The organism is Zavarzinia marina, from assembly GCF_021568905.1.
GTDB classification, from domain to species: Bacteria; Pseudomonadota; Alphaproteobacteria; order Zavarziniales; family Zavarziniaceae; genus Zavarzinia; species Zavarzinia marina.
This window is the reverse complement of record NZ_JAKGSB010000001.1, coordinates 530282-549893: the sequence shown is the minus strand read 5'-3', so window position 1 is coordinate 549893 and position 19612 is coordinate 530282. Positions and strand designations below refer to the sequence as shown.

The 19612-nt window shown below is 67.3% G+C and carries 22 protein-coding genes; 8 read left to right on the top strand and 14 right to left on the bottom strand.

Annotation, left to right across the window (positions count from 1 at the left end; translation table 11 throughout):
• Window positions 1-57: 57 nt before the first annotated feature.
• The 4 genes from L2U69_RS02620 to L2U69_RS02605 all read left to right on the top strand — a co-directional run bounded on the left by L2U69_RS02620 (window position 58) and on the right by L2U69_RS02605 (window position 3309).
• Window positions 58-708, top strand: a complete 651-nt coding sequence (locus L2U69_RS02620) for a phasin family protein (protein WP_236104790.1) — start codon at window positions 58-60, stop codon at window positions 706-708.
• 100 nt (window positions 709-808) lie between these two features.
• Window positions 809-1612 (top strand): proteasome-type protease, encoded by an 804-nt coding sequence (locus L2U69_RS02615; RefSeq protein WP_236104789.1) that lies wholly within the window; start codon window positions 809-811, stop codon window positions 1610-1612.
• Between the two features lie 91 nt (window positions 1613-1703).
• Window positions 1704-2504: an enoyl-CoA hydratase-related protein gene (locus L2U69_RS02610; RefSeq protein WP_236104788.1), complete on the top strand. Its 801-nt coding sequence runs from the start codon at window positions 1704-1706 to the stop codon at window positions 2502-2504.
• 4 nt (window positions 2505-2508) lie between these two features.
• Entirely contained in the window at window positions 2509-3309 is an 801-nt protein-coding gene (locus L2U69_RS02605) for an enoyl-CoA hydratase/isomerase (RefSeq protein WP_236104787.1), read from the top strand.
• 60 nt (window positions 3310-3369) lie between these two features.
• Here the strand turns inward: L2U69_RS02605 and L2U69_RS02600 are convergent, their stop codons facing one another.
• The 12 genes from L2U69_RS02600 to cysE are packed head-to-tail and all read right to left on the bottom strand — an operon-like array spanning window position 3370 to window position 12429.
• Window positions 3370-4167 (bottom strand): class I SAM-dependent methyltransferase, encoded by a 798-nt coding sequence (locus L2U69_RS02600; RefSeq protein WP_236104786.1) that lies wholly within the window; start codon window positions 4165-4167, stop codon window positions 3370-3372.
• Window positions 4164-4880 carry a thiaminase II gene (tenA, locus tag L2U69_RS02595; RefSeq protein ID WP_236104785.1) on the bottom strand — a complete coding sequence of 239 codons (717 nt, stop codon included), beginning with the start codon at window positions 4878-4880 and terminating at the stop codon, window positions 4164-4166. The genes L2U69_RS02600 and tenA overlap by 4 nt, the downstream gene beginning before the upstream one ends.
• A complete protein-coding gene (iscX, locus tag L2U69_RS02590; protein WP_236104784.1) occupies window positions 4877-5071 on the bottom strand; it encodes a Fe-S cluster assembly protein IscX in 195 nt (64 codons plus the stop codon). The genes tenA and iscX overlap by 4 nt, the downstream gene beginning before the upstream one ends.
• Before the next feature lie 9 nt (window positions 5072-5080).
• Entirely contained in the window at window positions 5081-5419 is a 339-nt protein-coding gene (locus L2U69_RS02585; RefSeq protein WP_236104783.1) for a ferredoxin family 2Fe-2S iron-sulfur cluster binding protein, read from the bottom strand.
• A 31-nt stretch (window positions 5420-5450) separates the two neighbouring features.
• Window positions 5451-7349 carry a Fe-S protein assembly chaperone HscA gene (gene hscA / locus L2U69_RS02580; RefSeq protein ID WP_236104782.1) on the bottom strand — a complete coding sequence of 633 codons (1899 nt, stop codon included), beginning with the start codon at window positions 7347-7349 and terminating at the stop codon, window positions 5451-5453.
• Window positions 7349-7963, bottom strand: coding sequence for a Fe-S protein assembly co-chaperone HscB (gene hscB, locus L2U69_RS02575; RefSeq protein WP_236104781.1), 615 nt, complete (start codon window positions 7961-7963; stop codon window positions 7349-7351). The genes hscA and hscB overlap by 1 nt, the downstream gene beginning before the upstream one ends.
• A 7-nt stretch (window positions 7964-7970) precedes the next feature.
• Entirely contained in the window at window positions 7971-8315 is a 345-nt protein-coding gene (locus L2U69_RS02570) for a HesB/IscA family protein (RefSeq protein WP_236104780.1), read from the bottom strand.
• Between the two features lie 11 nt (window positions 8316-8326).
• Complete coding sequence (gene iscU, locus L2U69_RS02565) at window positions 8327-8713, bottom strand: Fe-S cluster assembly scaffold IscU (protein ID WP_236104779.1); 387 nt, start codon at window positions 8711-8713, stop codon at window positions 8327-8329.
• A gap of 25 nt (window positions 8714-8738) precedes the next feature.
• Window positions 8739-9998 (bottom strand): IscS subfamily cysteine desulfurase, encoded by a 1260-nt coding sequence (locus L2U69_RS02560; RefSeq protein WP_268967204.1) that lies wholly within the window; start codon window positions 9996-9998, stop codon window positions 8739-8741.
• A complete protein-coding gene (locus L2U69_RS02555) occupies window positions 9991-11148 on the bottom strand; it encodes a cysteine desulfurase family protein (protein ID WP_236104778.1) in 1158 nt (385 codons plus the stop codon). The genes L2U69_RS02560 and L2U69_RS02555 overlap by 8 nt, the downstream gene beginning before the upstream one ends.
• A gap of 39 nt (window positions 11149-11187) precedes the next feature.
• Window positions 11188-11655: an Rrf2 family transcriptional regulator gene (locus L2U69_RS02550; RefSeq protein WP_236104777.1), complete on the bottom strand. Its 468-nt coding sequence runs from the start codon at window positions 11653-11655 to the stop codon at window positions 11188-11190.
• Between the two features lie 12 nt (window positions 11656-11667).
• Window positions 11668-12429 carry a serine O-acetyltransferase gene (cysE, locus tag L2U69_RS02545; RefSeq protein WP_236104776.1) on the bottom strand — a complete coding sequence of 254 codons (762 nt, stop codon included), beginning with the start codon at window positions 12427-12429 and terminating at the stop codon, window positions 11668-11670.
• Window positions 12430-12703: 274 nt separating this feature from the next.
• On the opposite strand from cysE, the gene L2U69_RS02540 reads away from it, so the two are divergent.
• Window positions 12704-13348, top strand: a complete 645-nt coding sequence (locus tag L2U69_RS02540; protein ID WP_236104775.1) for an alpha/beta hydrolase — start codon at window positions 12704-12706, stop codon at window positions 13346-13348.
• Here the strand turns inward: L2U69_RS02540 and L2U69_RS02535 are convergent.
• Window positions 13315-14412 carry an anhydro-N-acetylmuramic acid kinase gene (locus tag L2U69_RS02535; RefSeq protein WP_236104774.1) on the bottom strand — a complete coding sequence of 366 codons (1098 nt, stop codon included), beginning with the start codon at window positions 14410-14412 and terminating at the stop codon, window positions 13315-13317. The two genes, L2U69_RS02540 and L2U69_RS02535, sit on opposite strands and share 34 nt — an antisense overlap.
• 183 nt (window positions 14413-14595) lie before the next feature.
• Between L2U69_RS02535 and tyrS the strand changes: the two genes are divergently transcribed.
• Entirely contained in the window at window positions 14596-15843 is a 1248-nt protein-coding gene (gene tyrS, locus L2U69_RS02530; RefSeq protein ID WP_236104773.1) for a tyrosine--tRNA ligase, read from the top strand.
• 73 nt (window positions 15844-15916) lie between these two features.
• Window positions 15917-16999, top strand: coding sequence for an NUDIX hydrolase (locus L2U69_RS02525; RefSeq protein ID WP_236104772.1), 1083 nt, complete (start codon window positions 15917-15919; stop codon window positions 16997-16999).
• A gap of 3 nt (window positions 17000-17002) precedes the next feature.
• Here L2U69_RS02525 and L2U69_RS02520 read toward each other — a convergent pair whose 3' ends face one another.
• Window positions 17003-17830, bottom strand: a complete 828-nt coding sequence (locus L2U69_RS02520; RefSeq protein WP_236104771.1) for a transglutaminase family protein — start codon at window positions 17828-17830, stop codon at window positions 17003-17005.
• 195 nt (window positions 17831-18025) lie between these two features.
• Between L2U69_RS02520 and L2U69_RS02515 the strand changes: the two genes are divergently transcribed.
• Window positions 18026-19531 (top strand): flavin-containing monooxygenase, encoded by a 1506-nt coding sequence (locus L2U69_RS02515; protein ID WP_236104770.1) that lies wholly within the window; start codon window positions 18026-18028, stop codon window positions 19529-19531.
• Window positions 19532-19612: the final 81 nt, after the last annotated feature.

Sequence of the window (19612 nt, the reverse complement as noted above, 5' to 3'; positions counted from 1 at the left end):
GGTACAAGCGTATCGGACCAACCCTCTTACGCAAATGCGCATGATCAGGAGAGTATGATGGCCCCCAGGAAGAAGACGACCACCGCCGCCGAAGACGTGGCCGGTGAGGTGATGGAAACCGTCGTCGAGTCCGTCGAGACCGTTGAAGAAGCCACCGCCAAGGCCGGCGAAGCCGTCGAGAGCGCCCTGGACGACGCGTCCAGCCAGCTCGAGAAGGCCGTTGCCTGGGGCCGTGAGCAGATGACCGAAGTGACCTCCAAGGTCGAAGAGAACGCGAAGAAGGCCGTCGCCGAGGCGAAGAGCAACCTCACCAAGGCGCAGGACTGGACCCGCAGCCGCTACGAGAAGCTGAAGGCCGACTACGCCGAAGTGACCGAGTTCGGCAAGGCTTCGGCCACCGACGTCGTCGCCTCGGGCAAGGCTGCCGCCGAAGGCCTGAAGTCGGTCGGCGAAGCCGTCGCGGAAGCGGTGAAGATCGCCGCCGAGGAGAATGTCGAGACCGCCAAGAAGCTGTGGGCCGTGAAATCCCTGGGCGAGGCCGTCGAGCTCCAGGACAAGTACACCAAGACCGCCCTCGACCTCTATCTGGCCCATACCCAGAAGATCGCCGAGACCACCGCTTCGGCCGTCCGCTCGACCATCGAGCCGCTGCACAGCCGCTTCGCGGCCCTGGCGACCGAAATCGAGAAGCGCCGCACGGCCGCTTAATTTACGCCATCAGGCGTGGTATCAGGGGGCGGTTTTCACCGCCCCCTTTTGCTTTGGGGGTCCACGTCCCGTTCCGCCCCTACCCCCGGATCCCGCCTCCATGACCTATGCCGTCGGCCTGCTCCTCGACGCCGGAATCGTCTTCGCGTCCGACACCCGCACCAATGCCGGTGTCGACCATGTCTCCACCTTCAAGAAGATGACCGTGTTCGAGGTCCCGGGGGAGCGGATGATCGTGCTCATGGGCTCCGGCAATCTCGCCATCACCCAATCGGTGGTCAGCCAGCTCCACGCCTGGAACGCGGCCCAGCCGAAGACGCGCGGCGGCCGCGCGGTGCGCGCCAACCGCGCCATCCTGCGCGCCGAGACCATGTTCGAGGCGGCGCGCATCGTCGGCGCGGCGCTGCGCGAGGTCCACGCCCTGGATGGCGAGCATCTGACCGCCCACGGCGCCGACTTCAACGCCATGTTCATCCTGGGCGGCCAGATCGGCGGCGAGGCCCCGCGCCTGTTCCAGGTCTATGCCGCCGGCAATTTCATCGAGGCGGGCGTCGACACGCCCTATTTCCAGATCGGCGAGACGAAATACGGCAAGCCGATCATCGACCGCATCGTGCGGCCCGAGACGTCGCTCTCCGTCGCCGCCAAATGCACCCTGATCTCCTTTGACTCGACCATGCGCTCCAACGTCTCGGTGGCCATGCCGCTCGACGTCATGCTCTACGAGCGCGACAGCCTGAAGGCCGGCTTCTACCGCCGCATCCCGCGCAACGATCCCTATATGCAGGCCCTCTCGGAAGGCTGGTCGAAGGGGATCCGCAGTGCCTTCGAAGCCCTGCCCGATCCCGACTGGCCGGTCGAATCCGGCGATTCCCGGCGCCCGCGCAAGCGCCGCAAGGGGTGATTGCCGTCGCGGCATCCTCGGCTTAAGTGAACGGGGTTCACTTCCGTTCCGTCACGGTCATAATCATACGGTCCCAGCCAACGAGGACCGCATGACATACGAAACGCTCCTGTACGAGCGCCGGGGGGGAGTTGCCCAGATCACGCTGAACCGGCCGGAGGTGCTGAACGCCCTCAACGAGCCGATGTATCGTGAACTCACCCTCGTGTTCGACGACGCGGCGGCGGATCCCGGGATCCGCGCCGTCCTGCTGACCGGCGCCGGGCGCGCCTTCTGTTCCGGCGCCGATCTGGCGCGCCCCCGCCCGATCCCCGAGGGCGGCACCCTCGGCGATGCCGTGGCCGACACGATGCACGCCCTGATCAACCCGATGGTGGCCCGCATCGCGGCCCTGCCAAAGCCGGTGGTCTGCGCCGTGAACGGTGTCGTCGCCGGCGGCGGTGTCGGCGTCGCGCTCGCCTGCGACATCGTCGTCGCAGCGAAATCCGCGAGTTTCATCCAAGTCTTCGGACCCAATCTCGGCATCGTGCCGGACATCGGCTGCACGTGGCTGGTGCCGCGCCTGGTCGGCCGGGCGCGGGCCATGGGACTTGCCCTCCTCGGCGAGAAATTGCCGGCCGACAAGGCCGCCGACTGGGGCCTGATCTGGCAGGCGGTCGAGGACGCCGAATTGATGGCGACCGCCAGTGCCCTGGCCGATCGCCTGGCCGCCGGCCCCACCACCGGCTTCGGCCTGATCAAGAAGGCACTGACGGCTTCCGAGGGCAATGACTTCGCGGCCCAGCTCGCCCTCGAGGCCGAGAGCCAGCGCATCGCCTTCAACACAAACGACACGATGGAGGGGGTGGCCGCCTTCCTCCAGAAACGCAAACCCGTCTTTACCGGAGCCTGACGCCATGGCCCATGCGTTCGAGAAGATCACCGTCACCATCGAAGACGGCGTGATGGTCATCGCCTTCAATGATCCCGCCGCCATGAATGCGGTCACCACGTCGATGGTGCGCGAGCTGGGCGCCGCCATCGCCATTGTCGAGGATGCGGCCCAGGGCGTGCGCGCCCTGGTGATCACCGGCACGGGCCGGGGCTTCTGCGCCGGCGCCAATCTGTCCGACCCCGGCGCCCTGCTCGGCGACGGCGTGCCCGACGTCGGCAGGGTGCTGGAGGAATTCTACAATCCGCTGTTCAAGCGCCTGCGCGACCTGCGCGTGCCCATCGTCACCGCCGTCAATGGCGCCGCCGCCGGTGTCGGCATGAGCTTCGCGTTGATGGGCGACATGGTCATCGCGGCGAAATCCGCCAGCTTCCTCCAGGCCTTCGCCAAGATCGGCCTGGTGCCGGACGGCGGCTCGTCCTGGCTGCTGCCGCGCCTCGTGGGACGCGCGCGGGCCATCGAGCTTGCCCTGATGGCCGAGAAGCTGCCGGCCGAGAAGGCGCTCGAATGGGGCCTGATCAACCGCGTGGTCGAGGACGCCGACCTGATGCCGACGGCGATGGAGATCGCTGGCAGGCTGGCCAAGGGCCCGACCAAGACGCTGGGCATGATCCGCAAGATGATGCAGGCGAGCCTGGAGAGCAGCTACGACCAGCAGCTCGACCTCGAACGCCAGCTCCAGCGTGCCGCCGGCCAGACCGCCGACTTCCAGGAAGGCGTCGCCGCCTTCCTGCAGAAGCGCCCGGCGCATTTCGCCGGGAAGTAAAAGGCAGCGTCTCACCCCTCACCCCAACCCTCCCCCCGCTTACGGGGCGAGGGAGTCCGGTCAGGGCTCGCTCTGCCCCCTCGCCCCTTTGGGGAGAGGGCTGGGGTGAGGGGCAGCGCCGATCGGGATGATTTCGGGCGCGTCCGGCGTGAAGGGCGCGCCCGTCCAGTTTCCGAGCCAGCGTTCGACGCCGAGGCCCGCCGCCGCGATCAGATCGGCCAGTTCCGCCTGGGTCGAGAAGCGGAGATCGGCGCTGGCGGCGAGACGCCGGTCGCCTGCCTGGTAGAATGTCTCGTAAGTGACCACCCCGGTTGCCGGATCCTGACGCACGTCGTTCCAGGCCACGAGTTCGCCCAGTACCGGGTCCACGATCGTCCGGCGCGAGGCTTCGGGTGTCCAGCGCCGCCAGGCGGCGACCTTCGGATTGCGGCTGTCGAAGAGGAAACGTCCGCCGGGCGCCAGATGACGGGCGATGGTGGCGAGCACGGCGGCCTGATCGCCCGGCGTCAGGAACACCTGGAAGGCGTGCCCGGTCAGCACCACGAGATCGAACCTCTGGTCGAGGTCGAGCACGCGGGCATCGCCCAGGCGCCAGTCGACCGCCCCACCTCCGCCCCGCGCCCTGCCCCCGTCCCGCGCCCGGGCGATGTCCAGCATGGCCGGGGCCGGATCGACGGCCGTGACCCGGCAGGTCTCGGCGAGCCCGGCCGCCAGTTCGCCGGTGCCGCAGCCGAGATCCAGCACGGAAGAGCCGGGCCGGGCCGTCGCGCGAATGAAATCGAAGTCCGCGCCCCAGCCATTTTCGAGGTCGTAGAACCGGGCGAGCGCCGGATCGGAATAAAGGGCGGAGCCGGTCACCCGCGCTTGCGGAACAGCTTGGACCAGAAGCGGGGTGGCTTGTCCCCCTGCCCGGCCTGCCAGCCCATCTCCCAGAAGCCGGCTTCGAGGCGGCAGGCTTCGGCGAAGGTGCGGGTCAGCGCGGGCAGGCGCGCCTCGGTCAGCCGGGCCGCGGCCAGACGGTCGAGTTCGGCGACGGCGGCATCGGCGACAGCGGCATATTCGGCGCCGGCATACATCGCCACCCAGGGGGCATAGGGATTGCCGTCGGCGACATAATCGGGCCGCGCCGCGATCGCCTGCGCGATCTCGCGATAGCCGACGACGCAGGGCGCCAGCGCCACCTTGAGGTCCAGCACGTCCCCGGCCAGCCCCCGGTCCAGGACATAGCGGGTATAGGCCATGCATTCCGGCGCCTCGGGGGCCTGTTCCATCTCTTCCGGCGAAATGCCCCAGCCCGCCGCGAAATCAACGTGCAGCTTCATTTCATGATTGATCAGGGCATCCAGCGTCGCCGTCGCGGCGCGCATGGCGGCCAGATCGTCGGCCTTGACGACGGCCAGCCCATAGGCCCGCGCGAAATGGATCAGGAACAGATAGTCCTGCACCAGATAATGGCGAAAGGCCGCCTCGGGCAGCGTGCCATGGGCCAAGCCGTCCACGAAGGGATGGGCGAAATAGGCGTGCCAATCCTCGGCCGCGCCATCGCGCAGCCGGTCGAACAGGGTGGTCATTCGCGTTCCTCGATCCAGGCGGCCTGAATGGCTTCGAGAATCTTCTCGTTCGAACGCTCGGGATCGTCCGAGAAGCCGTCCAGCGCCAGTACCCATTTGTGCAGGTCGGTAAAGCGCAGATTCACGACGTCCACGTCCGGGTGCGCATCCTCGAGCCCGGCGGCGATATCATAGACGTCGGTCCAGCGCATGAGCGTGCCCTATTTGTCGACCATCATGTTGCGGGTGGCCGCCGGCAGCGACACCACCAGACCGTCCAGATCCTCGGACATGATGATCTGGCAGCCGAGGCGCGAGGTATGGGACAGACCGAAGGCCAGGTCCAGCATGTCCTCTTCCTCTTCCGTCGCCTCGGGCAGGGCCCCGAAATATTCAGGGTCCACGATCACATGGCAGGTCGAACAGGCGAGCGAGCCTTCGCAGGCGCCCTCGAGGTCGATCTTGTTGCGGTGGGCGATCTCCAGCACCGAAAGGCCGACCGGGGCGTCGACCTCGGTCCGTGTCTTGCCGTCGGGGCTGATGAAGACCATCTTGGGCATATGCATAACTCCAGAAATCCGATCGCAGGCTTTAGCCCGCCTGCAGCCGCGATTCAAGCCGGCTGACCTCCACACCCGAAAGCGCGCGGCGAATGTTGCGGTCCATGCGCCGCTCGGCGAAGGGCCGGCCGGCGGTTTCCAGCGCCTCGGTCGCGGCGATCACCGTCTCCCGGTCCTCGCCCGCCATGGCGGTTTCCAATGCCGCGCGGGCATCATCAATCCCGCCCCGTTCCTCGGCGGACAACAGGTCGCCGTCGACCGCCAGTGCCGATTCGAGGGCCAGGATCAAGCGCCTTGCATCCACACGGGCTTCCGCCAACAGGCGCGTGGTGACGTCCGCCCGGGCGTTTTCGAGGGAGGCGCGCAGCATGTCGCCCATCTCCTCTTCCGAAAGACCATAGGATGGTTTCACTTCGACATGGGCTTCCACGCCCGTCCCCGCCTCCCTCGCGGTGACGGTCAGCAGGCCGTCGGCATCGACGGTGAAGGTGACGCGGATACGCGCGGCCCCCGCCACCATGGGCGGAATCCCGGCCAGCACGAAGCGCGCCAGCGAGCGATTCTGATCGACCATCTCGCGTTCGCCCTGAACGACATGGATCGCCATGGCGCTCTGGCCGTCCTGATAGGTGGTGAAATCCTGGGCGCGGGAGACCGGGATCGGCGTATTGCGCGGAATCACCTTCTCGATCAATCCGCCCATGGTCTCCAGCCCCAGCGACAGGGGCACCACGTCCAGCAGCAACGTGTCCGAACCCCGCGTCAACGCCTCCGCCTGAAGCGCGGCCCCCAGCGCCACCACCTCGTCCGGGTCGATGTCCCCCAGGGGCGCGCGCCCGAAGACGCGCGCGACTTCCGCCCGCACCAGGGGCACCCGGGTGGAGCCGCCGACCAGCACCACGCCCGAAAGCGCCCCGGCCTCGACACCCGCGTCGTGCAGCACCGCCCCCGCCGCCTCGGTCGTGCGCGCCACCAGGGGCGCGATCAGCGCCTCGAATTCGGCCCGCGTCACCACATGGCGCGTGGCCTTGCCGCCGAAGTCGAGGTCGACCTCGACCTTCTCCGCATCGGTCAGCATTTCCTTGGCCCGCCGTGCCGTGGCCAATACCGGCTTCACGTCCCCGGCCGCGATGGCATCGCCGCGTGCGTCGATCAGATGCTGGGCCAGCGCCCGGTCGAGATCGTCGCCGCCAAGCGCCGCGTCGCCGCCCGTGGCGAGAACCTGGAACACGCCTTTTTCCAGCTTCAGGAGCGAGACGTCGAAGGTACCGCCGCCGAGATCATAGACGGCATAGAGCCCCTCCGCCCCGCGATCGAGACCATAGGCCAGCGCCGCCGCCGTCGGCTCGTTGACGAGGCGCAGCACCTCGAGACCGGCGAGACGCGCGGCATCCCGCGTCGCGGTGCGCGCACTGTCGTCGAAATAGGCCGGCACCGTGATCACGGCCCGGTCCACGCCCTTGCCCAGCGCCATTTCGGCGCGCTGGCGCAGCGTGCGCAGAATTTCCGCCGAAACCTCGACCGGCGAGACCACGCGCCCGCCGACGTCCAGCTTCACCATGCCGCCTTCGGTTCCATCGCCGGGGCCGTCATCATGGATCTTCTGCGCCAGATGGCCGCCCAATACGGCGACATCGCCGGTGCCACGACCCATGAGGCGCTTCACCGAGGCGACGACGGCCTCGGGCTCGGCCTCCATGATCCGCATGGCGACGCGGCCGACCACCGGCTCGTCCTCGCCTTCCAGATAGGCGACGACGGAAGGCACGATGCCGTCGCCCAGCGCATCGCGCAGGATCTCCGGCTTGCCGTCCAGGGACAGGGCGACGAGGGAATTGGTGGTGCCGAGGTCGATGCCGACGGCCGCGGTATCGGACTCGCCCGCGTGGGGCAGCGGGGTCTGTCCGGGTTCGTGAATGTCGAGAAGCATCAGATCCTTGCGAGTCCGGGCGCGCGGCGGCGCTTCAACTCGCTCCCTAGTTTGACGAGATAGGACAGGCGCAGGGCCTCATGGATCGCGCTGTCCAGGTCATGGGCGGCGAAAGCCGTGCCGAGGGCGGCTTCGACCTCGCCCGTCTCGGCGACAAGCCGTCTGGCGATGTCGGCGATCTGGTCCGGCGTCTCCGCCTCTTCCAGCGCCTCGCGCCATTCCATGGCCGCCATCAGCAATTCGGGATCGGCGATGGTCTGGCCGTCACCGCCCGGCAGGGGCCGCCCTTCGAGTTCGAGGAGGTAACGCGCGCGCGCCAAAGGGTCGCGCAGCGTCTCATAGGCTTCGTTGATCAGGGTCGCGTGCTGAAGGGAGAAAGTCTTCTCCTTCGCCCCGCGCCCGGCGAAGCGATCGGGGTGAAAGCGGCGCTGAGCCGCGAAATAGGCCCGTTCCAGCGCCGCCGGATCGACGGCATAGGAGCGGTCGACACCGAGGCGCGCGAAATGGTCGATCTGGCCCGGCGGTTGCAACGCATTGCAGGCGGCGCAGATCGCATCCGCCACCTCGCCGCCGCAGGACGCGCAGGAAATCGGGCGTTCGGCCGGCTCCACCATCATCACATCAGACGTGGAAGGATTCGCCGCAGCCGCAGCGGGCCTTCTCGTTCGGGTTGATGAAGGTGAAACCGGATTTCAGCTTGTCCTGCTCGAAATCCATCTTGGTGCCGATCAGGAACATCACCGCCTTGGGTTCGACCAGGATGGTGACGCCCTTGTCCTCCACCACCTCGTCGAACTTGCCCTTCTCGTCGGCGTATTCGAGCGTGTACTGCATCCCCGAACAGCCGGCGGTGCGCACGCCGATGCGCACCCCGACCGAAGGCTTGCCGCGCTTTTCCAGCAATTCCTTCACCCGGGCCGCCGCCGGCTCGGTCACTTCCATGATCTGGCGCGCGAGGGCTGCCATCGCCTTACTCCTTACGCCTTCTCGTGCTTCGCCTTGTAGTCGGCGATGGCGGCCTTGATCGCGTCTTCGGCCAGCACGGAGCAATGGATCTTCACCGGCGGCAGGGCCAGGTGCTTGGCGATGTCGGTGTTCCTGATCGTCGCCGCTTCATCCAGGCTCTTACCCTTCACCCATTCGGTGACGAGGCTGGACGACGCGATCGCCGAGCCGCAGCCGAAGGTCTTGAACTTGGCGTCCTCGATCAGGCCCTCGGGGCTGACCTTGATCTGCAGCTTCATGACGTCGCCGCAGGCCGGCGCGCCGACCAGACCGGTGCCCACGCCCTCGTCGCCCTTGGCGAAGGAGCCGACGTTGCGGGGGTTCTCGTAGTGATCGACCAGCTTGTCGCTATAGGCCATGGTGTAATCTCCTGTGTTCTGCCGCTCAGTGATCGGACCACTGGATCGACTTGAGGTCGATACCATCCTGGACCATTTCCCAGAGCGGGCTCATTTCCCGCAGCTTGCTGACACGATTGACGATCGTGTCGGCGGCGTAGTCGATTTCCGCCTCGGTCGTGAAGCGACCGAAGCCGAACCGGATGGAGGTATGCGCCAGCTCTTCCTCGACGCCGAGCGCACGGAGCACATAGGACGGCTCCAGCGATGCCGAGGTGCAGGCGGAACCGGACGAGACCGCCAGATCCTTGATCCCCATGATCAGGGATTCGCCTTCCACATAGGCGAAGGACAGGTTCAGGTTGCCGGGATAGCGCCGGTCCTTGTCGCCGTTCAGGAAGACGTCCGGCAGCTTGGCCTTCACGGTCTCATAGAATTTCTCGGACAGCGCCTTGATGCGCGCATTGTCCTTGATCATTTCTTCGCGGGCGATGCGGCACGCTTCACCCAGACCGACGCAGAGCGGCGGCGCCAGGGTGCCTGAACGCATGCCGCGCTCCTGCCCGCCGCCGTTCATCTGGGCGACCAGGCGCACGCGGGGCTTCCGCCGGACATAGAGCGCGCCCACGCCCTTCGGCCCATAGAGCTTGTGGCCGGAGATGGACATCAGGTCGATGCCCATGGCGTTCACGTCCAGCGGGATCTTGCCGGCGGCCTGCGCGGCGTCGGTATGGAACAGGGCGCCCTTCTCATGGGCGATCGCGGCCGCCTCGGCGATCGGCTGGATGACGCCGATCTCGTTGTTGACGGCCATGATCGAGACCAGAGCGGTCTTGTCCGTCACCGCCGCGCGGAGCTGGTCGAGATCGATCAGGCCGTTCTCGCCGACCGGCAGATAGGTGACCTTGAAGCCTTCCTGTTCCAGGTGGCGGCAGGTGTCGAGCACGCATTTATGCTCGGTCACCACGGTCACGATCTCGTTCTTCCTGTCCTTGTTGAACAGGGCGACGCCCTTGATCGCGAGATTGTTGGACTCCGTCGCGCCCGAGGTGAAGATCACCTCGCGCGGGTCGGCGCCGATCAGCTTCGCCACTTCGCCCCTTGCTTCTTCCACCCCTTCCTCGGCTTCCCAGCCGAACTTGTGGCTGCGGCTGTGGGGGTTGCCGAACTTGGTGGTGAAATAGGGCATCATGGCGTCGAGCACGCGCGGGTCCAGCGGCGTGGTCGCCTGATAATCCAGATAGATGGGAAGCTGGATGTTGGGGCGGACATCCGCCGTGCCCCGCGCGCCGTTTCCATCAGCCATGATTGCTTTCCTTTTGCACAACGGCGGCCCGTGCCTGCAAGGCGCGGCCCGCGAACTCGATATAGGCGGCCAGGAAGCGGTCGACATCCCCCGCGACCGAAGCCCAGCCGAGACTGACGCGAATGGCGCTGCGCGCCACCGCTTCGCTTTCCCCCATGGCGGTCAGAACCGGGCTCGGCCGGACCTTGCCCGACGAACAGGCCGATCCCGCGCCGACCAGCACGCCGGCAAGATCGAGCGCCATGACCTGGGTTTCCGCCTTGACGTTCGAAAGACCGATGCAGGCGGTATTGCCGACCCGCGCGGCCCCCGCCCCGAAGATCCGCGTGCCGGGCACCTGGGCCAGCACTTCGCGCTCCAGCCGGTCGCGCAGCGCCGTCACGTCCGCGTCACCGCCGAGGCATTTCGCCGCCGCCGCGAAGCCGGCGATACCCGCCAGATTCTCGGTTCCCGGCCGACGGCCATAATCCTGGCCACCGCCCAGCGACAGCGGCAAAAGGTCGATCCCGGCGCGCTTCACCAGGGCGCCGACACCGGCCGGCCCGCCGATCTTGTGTGCGGAGACCGTCATCATGTCGACGTCCAGCGCCGAGAAATCGACCGCGCCCTTGCCCAGCGCCTGCACCGCGTCGCTGTGGACCAGGGCGCCGTGGCCGCGGGCGATGCGCGCGACCTCGGCCACCGGCTGGATCACGCCGGTCTCGTTGTTCGCCAGCATGACGGAGACCAGCGCCGGCCCCTGCCCGTCCGCCAGCAGGCGGTCCAGGGCATCGAGGTCGACGACACCGTCGCGATCGACCGGCACGAGGGCGACGGGAACGCCCGCCCCTTCCGCCGCCGCGCGGATGGAATCATGTTCGATCGCCGAGACGATCAGGCGCGCCGCCAGGCCCCGGCGCACGGCGCCCAGCAGGGCGAGGTTGTTCGCTTCCGTGCCGCCCGATGTGAAGATCACTTCCGACGCCTCGGCGCCGACCGTTTCCGCCACCGTCTCGCGCGCATCCTCGATCGCGCGGCGCGCCAGCCGTCCGGCGCGATGGACCGAGGAGGGATTGCCGCCGATCGCCAGCGCCGCCACCACGGCATCGACCACCGCCGGGCGCGCCGGGGCGCCCGCGTTGTAGTCGAGATAGGTGGCGACATTGGTCATGGCGTTCGTCTACTCCTTGAGGTCTCTCAGGGTGGTCGCTCAGGCGACCCATTCGACCGTGTCCTGGGCCGGCGCCTTGCGCAGGCCGCCCAGAACCCGGCGGGCCACCACGTCGGCCAGCGACACGCTGGACAGATAGAGATGGATCTGATGGCTCAGCTCTTCCCAGAGATCATGGGTCGCGCAGCGGCTGCGGTTGCCCCGGCAGCCGACCGAGGTCCCGAGCTGGCAGCGGGTCGCGGTGATCGGCTCGTCGACGGCCAGCACGATGTCGGCGATCCGTGTCTCTTCCGCCACGCGGCCGAGGACATAGCCGCCGCCCGGCCCGCGCACGCTCTTCACCAGGCCGCCACGGCGCAGCTTGCCGAACAATTGCTCGAGATAGGACAGCGAGATTTCCTGCCGCTCGGCGATATCGGCCAGCGAGACCGGCTTGCCGTCCTCGGCATGGGCGGCGAGATCGACCATCGCCATGACGGCGTAGCGACCGCGCGTGGATAGTTTCATCGAACCGCCTCCTCAATTCCGGCTTCTGGCGGGCGGGTTCCGGGTGGCGGCACGCGGGCCCTCCACCACTTCGCCGCGACTTTCGGCGCCGCCGTCGAGGCGCGCCTCCAGTTCCGCCACGCGGGCGGACAGGGCCTGCATGCGGGCCACCAGATTCTCGATCTCTTCCTCGGTCGGGTCGGGCATGCGCCCGCCTTCCGTGCCATAGGCGCAGAAGTCCAGCGCCCGATCGACGAGACGCGGCGCGCCCGTCGCCTTCGCCGGAATGCCGACCACCGTGGTCCCCGGCACGACATCCGTGACGACGACCGCATTGGCGCCGACGCGGGCATCCTCGCCAACCGTGATCGGGCCCAGGATCTGGGCGCCGGAGCCGACGATGACCCTGTCACGCAGCGTCGGATGGCGCTTCACCCCGACCTGGGAGCGGGAATTCACGGAGGGCAGCAGGCCGCCCAGGGTGACGTCGTGATAGAGGGTGACGTCGTCCCCGATCTCCGCCGTCTCGCCGATGACGACACCCAGGCCGTGATCGATGAAGAACCGCCGGCCGATCCTGGCGCCCGGGTGAATCTCGATCCCCGTGAACAGCCGCGCGACATAGGACAGCCAGCGCGCTGTCAGGCGCCAGCGCCGCAGCCACAGCCAGTGGGACACGCGATGCAGGGCGATCGCATGAAAACTCGGGTAGGACAGCAGAACCTCGACGCGCGACCGGGCCGCCGGGTCGCGCGCGATGTAGCTGTCGATCTCGTCCTTCAGGCGTGCGAACATCCGCATCCTCCTGTTCGACCGCATTCCGGGCGCGCCAGGCGCCTCGAATCGCGAGTTTTCTTGCATCGGCGAAAGCCGGCCGTGTATAAACCCGCCCCGCCAAGCCTTTCGGCGCCGGGTTCCGCAAAGCCCGACTTCCGAGGTCAGATTTAGGTTGTCCGACTGTGCTAGTCAAGTATTTGAGCGGACATTGGGGCCATGTCTCAATGCGATGGCCCTTCCGGTCCGCTTAAAAACCGAGTGCAGAGATCGGGTATGGTGCAAAGGAACCGGAATGCCTGAGATCATCTTCAACGGTCCGGCCGGCCGACTCGAAGGCCGCTACCACCATGCCGGCACCGGCGCGCCCATCGCGCTCGTCCTGCACCCCCACCCGCAGTTCGGCGGGACCATGAACAACAAGGTGGTCTACAACCTGTTCCACACCTTCGTGTCGCGCGGCTTCTCGGTGATGCGCTTCAATTTCCGGGGCGTCGGGCGCAGCCAGGGCACCTTCGACAATGGCGCCGGCGAATTGTCGGACGCCGCCTCGGCGCTGGACTGGATGCAGAGCTACAACCCGTCGGCGGCGGAATGCTGGGTGGCCGGCTTTTCCTTCGGCGCCTGGATCGGCATGCAGCTCCTGATGCGCCGGCCGGAGATCAACGGCTTCATCTCGATCTCGCCGCCCGCCAGCAAATACGACTTCACCTTCCTGGCGCCCTGCCCGTCCGACGGGTTGATCGTCCAGGGCACCGCCGATCAGGTGGTTTCGGAACCGGATGTCGCGAAGCTCGCCACCCGCCTGTCCAACCAGCGCGGCATCAAGGTGAAATACGAGACGATCGAAGGCGCCGGCCATTTCTTCGAGAACGAGATGGACCAGATGACCGGCCACGTCGGCGCCTATCTCGACATGCGCCTCGGCCTGAAGAGCTGACCGCCGGTCAGCGGCCGGGGCACGCCCGTCGTCCCCGGCACGCTGAGCGGCAAGCCCATCCGGCTGCGCACCGCGAGAAAGCCGAAGGCCTCCGCCTCCAGACTGTCGCCGCGCCAGCCCACCGCCTCCACCGGTTCCACCGGCACACCGAGGCGCCTTTCCAGCATCGCCATCAGGACAGGGTTCAGCCGTCCGCCCCCGGTGACCAGCATCCGCGTCACCGGCGCCGGAAAATGCCGTCCGGCCATCGCCACCGTCTCCACCGTGAAGGCGGTCAGGGTCGCCGCGCCATCCGCCGCCGACAGGCCGCGCGCCGGTGCCGGCGTGAAATCGTCCCGGTCCAGCGACTTGGGCGCCGGCTGATCGAAGAAGGGATGATCCATCATCGCCGAAAGCACGTCGTGATGGACGCGCCCGGCGGCGGCCAGTGCCCCGTCACGATCGACCGGCACGCCCGTGTGCTGGAGCGCCCAATCGTCGATCAAGGCATTGCCGGGCCCGGTATCGAAAGCCACGGGCTCCGCCTCGCCCTCGCCGATCCAGGTGACGTTGCCGACCCCGCCGAGATTGAGCACGGCGACCGGCCCCGCGAGATCGCGCGCCAGAGCGCGGTGATAAAGCGGTGCCAGGGGCGCGCCCTGCCCGCCCGCGCCGACATCGGCAAGGCGCATCTGGCCGACGACGTCGATGCCGAACTCATCGGCCAGCGCCTGACCGTCGCCGATCTGCCAGGTCAGGCCCGCGCCCGGACGATGCATGATGGTCTGGCCGTGAAAACCGATGACGTCGATCCCGGCCCCGGCCTGATCGAGAAAGTGATGGATGGCGAGGCGATGGGCTTCCGTGATCCGCGCCTCGGCATCCGCGACCGCAGCCGGCACCGGATCCCCGTTACGCCAATCCGCCGCCAGCCGGCTCGCCTCGCGACAGGCCGCGCGCGTCGCCGGCAGATGCGCCACCGTGGTCACCGGCCCCAGCGCCACCACCCGCTCGCCATCGGTCTCGATCACCGCAAGGTCGATCCCGTCGAGGGACGTCCCGCTCATCAACCCGAGTGCCTTCATGGCCGTAGCAGTCTCCTCCGATCCCGAAACCTCTCGTCGTCCCGGCGCAGGCCGGGACCTCCCAACGGAAAAGCGCCGCTCCAAGGCGTCGAAAGATCCCGGCCTTCGCCGGGATGACGCATTGGAATGAAGCCCCCAGGGCGATTGTCCTTCGCCGTCCCTTCATGCTACATCGCCTGCGCCATGACGAGCTTGAAATCCGAATTCCTGCGGGTCCTGACGGAACGCCGCTACATCCACCAATGCACCGACCTCGAAGGGCTGGATGCGCTCGCCGCCGAGCGCACGCCCTTCGCGGCCTATATCGGCTTCGATGCGACGGCGCCGTCGCTCCATGTCGGTTCGCTGGTGCAGATCATGATGCTGCGCCGGATGCAGCAGGCCGGGCACAAGCCGATCGTCCTGATGGGCGGCGGCACCACCAAGATCGGCGATCCCTCGTTCCGTGACGAGTCCCGTCCCCTGCTGGACGAAGCCCGGATCGCCGAGAATCTGGCCGGTATCAAGCGCGTCTTCGCCAAGTTCCTGACCTTCGGCGACGGGCCGACCGACGCGGTCATGGTCGACAACGACGAATGGCTGTCGAAGCTGAATTACATCGCCTTCCTGCGCGACTATGGCCGTCACTTCTCGGTCAACCGCATGCTGTCGCAGGACAGTGTGAAGATCCGCCTGGACCGCGAGCAGAATCTGTCGTTCCTGGAATTCAACTACATGATCCTCCAGGCTTACGACTTCGTCGAACTGGCGCGGAACCATGGCGTGCGCCTGCAGATGGGCGGCTCCGATCAATGGGGCAACATCGTTCAGGGTGTCGATCTCGGCCGGCGCACCGCCGACGTGCAGCTCTATGGCCTGACCTCGCCCCTGATCACCACGGCGTCGGGCGCCAAGATGGGCAAGACCGCCTCGGGCGCCGTCTGGCTGAACGCGGACGCCCGCAGCCCCTATGACTATTGGCAGTTCTGGCGCAACACCGAGGACGGCGACGTGGGCCGCTTCCTGCGTCTCTTCACCGAAGTGCCGGAAGCCGAGGTCGCCCGCCTCGAAACCCTCGAAGGCGCCGAATTGAACGACGCCAAGAAGATCCTGGCGACCGAGGCGACGGCGCTGGCCCATGGCCGCGACGAGGCCGAGGCGGCGGCGGAAACCGCGCGCCGGACCTTCGAGGAAGGCGCCGCCGCCGACAGCCTGCCCAAGGTCGAAGTGGCGCGGGACACGATCGCCGCCGGCATCAACGTCTATGAGCTTCTGGTCCAGGCCGGCATGGCATCGTCGAACGGCGAGGCGCGGCGCCTGATCAAGGGCAAGGGCGTGAAGCTGGACGACGTCACCGTGACCGACGAGTTCGCCAAGCTGACCGAGGTTTCGGGCGCCGGCGTGAAACTTTCGGCCGGCAAGAAGCGCCACGCCCTGATCGTGGCGGGCTGATCGGAAAGGCGGACACCCGCCTTTCCTTTTTCGCCCCATCGCCTATCTTCCCTCCGTCGAGGGGAGCTTCGTCATGGTCGAACAATCCCCTGTCGGGGACCACAATCAGCGCGGGGTCAGCATCGGCCTGACCGCCGTCATCGTCGCGGTGACGGAGGAGGATCCGCGCGTGCTGGTCGCCCGGCGCATGACCCATGATCTCGCGACCCCGGCGCAGCAGGGCCTGCTGCCGCCGACCTTCGACACGCCCGAGACCCTGCCCTTCGGCCCCTTCGTGCCGGAACACCACCGCACCCTCGAACTCGGGCTTCGGCAATGGGTGGCGGAACAGACCGGTATCGGCCTTCGCTATGTCGAACAGCTCTATACCTTCGCCAACGAGAACCGCGATCCCCGCGAGTTGCTGGGCGGCCCCCGCGTGGTCTCCGTCGCCTATCTGGCGCTCGGCCAGGAAATGCCGCTGGCCGGCAGCGGCGAGGCGGAATGGCGCTCGTGGTATTCCTTCCTGCCGTGGGAAGATTGGCGGAAGGGCCGGCCCGACGTCATCGACGGCGTGATCCGCCCGGCCCTGACCCGCTGGATCGACGCCGCCCCCGACGCCCGCACGGCCCGCGCCCGCATGGAACGGGCGGCGATCGCCTTCGGCCCGGTCGCCGGCACCGCCCATTTCGACCTGTTGCGCTGCCTCGATCGCTACGAATTGCTCTATTCCGCAGGCCTCGTGAAGGAAGCGATCCGCGACGGCGTGGTGGTCGCCCAGGCCAAGGGCACGCCGGTGCCCGTGACCCCGCCGGAACAGCTCGCCGCCGCCCGCGCACTCGGCCATTCCATGGCGCTGGACAATCGCCGGGTGCTGGCCTCGGCACTCGGCCGGCTGCGCGGCAAGATCGACTATCGCCCCGTGGTCTTCGACCTGCTGCCCCCCGAATTCACCCTGCTGCGGCTCCAGAAAGTCGTGGAGGCGCTGTCGGGCATCGAAGTCCACAAGCAGAATTTCCGCCGCACCGTGATCGCCGGCGAATTGGTCGAGGCGACCGGCCAGCTGGAGACCTCCGGCCGGGGCCGCCCGGCCGAAACCTACCGCTTCCGCCGCGACGTCATGCAGGAGAAGCACGACGTCGGCATCCCCCTGCCCCTGCCCAAGATCAGCGGCTGAGCCTCAGGCGCTGGTCGAGATCGTCACCCGGTAATCCAGGGTGACGGTGACGCCATTGGCGTAGAAGCCGCCCTCGACCGGCATGGTGGCGGCCTGGTCCGGGGCGGCGGCGAGTGCCACATAGCCGTCGCCGACCGCGCGGCCATGGGTCGGGTCGAAGCCGTACCAGCCGCTGCCCGGCAGATGTACCTCGGGCCAGGCATGGAGATGGCGCTGGCCATCGACACTCTCCGCCTCCGACTGATAGCCGCTGACGAAGCGCGCCGGCATGCCGAGGCTGCGGCAGGCCGCCATGAACAGTACCGTCAGGTCGCGGCAGGCGCCCCGCGCGCTCGCCAGCGTATGGGCCGGGGTCTGGGCGTTGCCGTCGATCCTGACGTGGCGGTCGGTCCGGGCGAACAGGGTCTCGGTCAGGCGGTTCAGGAAGCCGAGGGCGTCCCAGCCGGCGGCGCCGGCCAGCTCGGCCGCGAAGTGGCGCACCGTATGCTCGATCCCGTCGCCCGCCAGATAGGGCGCCAGATCGCCCTCGAAATCGATCGGCCAGGGCAAGGGTGGCAGCAGGCCGACGGGCGGACGCGACAGGCCGGTCAACACCTCGAAGCGGCTTTCGATCCGAAGCAGGTCGGCCAGCCCCGCGAAACTGACCTGGGTGAAGGGATTGCCGTAGCGGTCCAGCAGATCGTCGCGCACGAGGGGCAATGGCTCGACCTCGATCGCCTGGAACAGCACCGTACCGCTGTCGGGGCGCGGCGACAGACGGATGACATGGGGCGCGAAACCGACCGGCACCGAATAGCGGTAGCGCGTCTCATGGCTGACGGAAAAACGCATCGAGGACTCTCCAACCGAAACCGGCCTTCCGATTACCGCAAAGCCGGGCGCCGATGACCAGTGCGCGTTTGCCGCCAGCCCATGCTCCGCCCGCGCCGATTGATCTCGATCATGGCCCCTGTTAGGCTCGGCCGATAAAAATGACGCAGGCGTCACCTTTGTCGCCGCACAAGAATATCGAGGGAGGGCCAGATCATGGCAACGGCAGCACTCGCCCGGACGGTCGATCGAGAGACCGCGCCGGCCGAACATTTCGACGTCATCATCGTCGGCGCGGGCATTTCGGGCGTGGGCGGCGCCTATCATCTGAAGAGCCAATGCCCGGGCACCAGTTTCGTGATCCTGGAGGGTCTCGACACCTTCGGCGGCACCTGGACCACGCACCGCTATCCCGGCATCCGCTCCGACAGCGATCTCTTCACCTTCGGCTATCGTTTCAAGCCCTGGACCGGCGCCCCCATCGCCACCGCCGAGGAAATCCTGAAATACATGGGCGAGGTGATCGAGGAAAACGCCATCGACGCCCATATCCGCTATCGCCACAGGATCAAATCTGCAAGCTGGTCGAGCGCCGACAATCTCTGGACCCTGGAGGTTACGCGCGGCGACACGGGCGAGAGCCTGCGGTTCACCACGCCGTTCCTGTGGATGTGCCAAGGCTACTACCGCCACGAAAAGGGTTACACCCCGGACTGGCCGGGCATGGACCGCTACAAGGGCACCATCGTCCATCCCCAGACCTGGCCGGAAGATCTGGACTACGCCGACAAGGAGGTGCTGGTCATCGGCTCCGGCGCCACGGCCGCGACCCTGGTGCCGGCGATCGCCGGCAAGACGAAGCATGTCACCCTGCTTCAACGATCCCCCACCTATTTCGTGCCGGCGCAGAACATCAACGACATGGCGGAACAGCTCCGCGCGCTCGAGGTCGATGATGCCTGGATCCACGAGATCACGAGGCGCAAGATCCTGCACGATCAGGCGGAACTGACCCGGCTGTGCCTTGAACAGCCGGACACCATGAAGGAATTCCTGATCAACGGCGTGCGCGGCTATCTCGACGACGAAACGGTGAAGGAGCACTTCACGCCCCGCTACCGGCCATGGCAGCAGCGCGTCGCCTTCGTGCCCGACGGCGACCTGTTCCAGGGCATCAAGTCGGGCAAGGCCAGCGTCGTCACCGACGAGATCGAAACCTTCACCGAGACCGGCATCCGCACCAAATCCGGCAAGGACCTGAAGGCGGACATCATCGTCACCGCGACCGGCTTCAACCTCAGCGTCCTCGGCGACATCGCCTTCACGGTGGACGGCGCGCCGCTGAATTTCGCCGAGAGCGTCACCTATCGCGGCATGATGTTCACGGGCCTGCCGAACCTCGTCTGGATCTTCGGCTATTTTCGCGCCTCCTGGACGCTCAGGGCCGATCTGATCGGCGATTTCGTCTGCCGGCTGCTGAACCACATGAAGGAAAAGGGCGCGCATAAGGTCGAGGTCAGGCTGCGGCCCCAGGATTCCAACATGCCGCTGCTGCCGTGGATGGACGACGAGAATTTCAATCCGGGCTATCTGATGCGCTCCATGCATCTGCTGCCGAAGCGCGGCGACAAGCCCGAATGGCAGCACACCCAGGACTATTGGACCGAACGCAAGACCCTGCCCGCCATCGACCTCGACGGCGCGGAATTCGTCTACAGCTGAATCTTCGGCACCGCACCCTGACGGGGTGCGGTGCACCCTTCCCGTTTCAGCCCTGCACCCGCGGAAACCCTGACCGGCGGC

Coding starts and splice junctions, on each gene's coding strand:
- L2U69_RS02620 (WP_236104790.1), top strand. CDS start 58: ATGGCCCCCAGGAAGAAGACGACCACCGCCGCCGAAGACGTGGCCGGT.
- L2U69_RS02615 (WP_236104789.1), top strand. CDS start 809: ATGACCTATGCCGTCGGCCTGCTCCTCGACGCCGGAATCGTCTTCGCG.
- L2U69_RS02610 (WP_236104788.1), top strand. CDS start 1,704: ATGACATACGAAACGCTCCTGTACGAGCGCCGGGGGGGAGTTGCCCAG.
- L2U69_RS02605 (WP_236104787.1), top strand. CDS start 2,509: ATGGCCCATGCGTTCGAGAAGATCACCGTCACCATCGAAGACGGCGTG.
- tenA (WP_236104785.1), bottom strand. CDS start 4,880: ATGACCACCCTGTTCGACCGGCTGCGCGATGGCGCGGCCGAGGATTGG.
- iscX (WP_236104784.1), bottom strand. CDS start 5,071: ATGCGCTGGACCGACGTCTATGATATCGCCGCCGGGCTCGAGGATGCG.
- L2U69_RS02585 (WP_236104783.1), bottom strand. CDS start 5,419: ATGCCCAAGATGGTCTTCATCAGCCCCGACGGCAAGACACGGACCGAG.
- hscA (WP_236104782.1), bottom strand. CDS start 7,349: ATGCTTCTCGACATTCACGAACCCGGACAGACCCCGCTGCCCCACGCG.
- hscB (WP_236104781.1), bottom strand. CDS start 7,963: ATGGTGGAGCCGGCCGAACGCCCGATTTCCTGCGCGTCCTGCGGCGGC.
- L2U69_RS02570 (WP_236104780.1), bottom strand. CDS start 8,315: ATGGCAGCCCTCGCGCGCCAGATCATGGAAGTGACCGAGCCGGCGGCG.
- iscU (WP_236104779.1), bottom strand. CDS start 8,713: ATGGCCTATAGCGACAAGCTGGTCGATCACTACGAGAACCCCCGCAAC.
- L2U69_RS02560 (WP_268967204.1), bottom strand. CDS start 9,998: ATGGCTGATGGAAACGGCGCGCGGGGCACGGCGGATGTCCGCCCCAAC.
- L2U69_RS02555 (WP_236104778.1), bottom strand. CDS start 11,148: ATGACCAATGTCGCCACCTATCTCGACTACAACGCGGGCGCCCCGGCG.
- L2U69_RS02550 (WP_236104777.1), bottom strand. CDS start 11,655: ATGAAACTATCCACGCGCGGTCGCTACGCCGTCATGGCGATGGTCGAT.
- cysE (WP_236104776.1), bottom strand. CDS start 12,429: ATGTTCGCACGCCTGAAGGACGAGATCGACAGCTACATCGCGCGCGAC.
- L2U69_RS02540 (WP_236104775.1), top strand. CDS start 12,704: ATGCCTGAGATCATCTTCAACGGTCCGGCCGGCCGACTCGAAGGCCGC.
- L2U69_RS02535 (WP_236104774.1), bottom strand. CDS start 14,412: ATGAAGGCACTCGGGTTGATGAGCGGGACGTCCCTCGACGGGATCGAC.
- tyrS (WP_236104773.1), top strand. CDS start 14,596: ATGACGAGCTTGAAATCCGAATTCCTGCGGGTCCTGACGGAACGCCGC.
- L2U69_RS02525 (WP_236104772.1), top strand. CDS start 15,917: ATGGTCGAACAATCCCCTGTCGGGGACCACAATCAGCGCGGGGTCAGC.
- L2U69_RS02520 (WP_236104771.1), bottom strand. CDS start 17,830: ATGCGTTTTTCCGTCAGCCATGAGACGCGCTACCGCTATTCGGTGCCG.
- L2U69_RS02515 (WP_236104770.1), top strand. CDS start 18,026: ATGGCAACGGCAGCACTCGCCCGGACGGTCGATCGAGAGACCGCGCCG.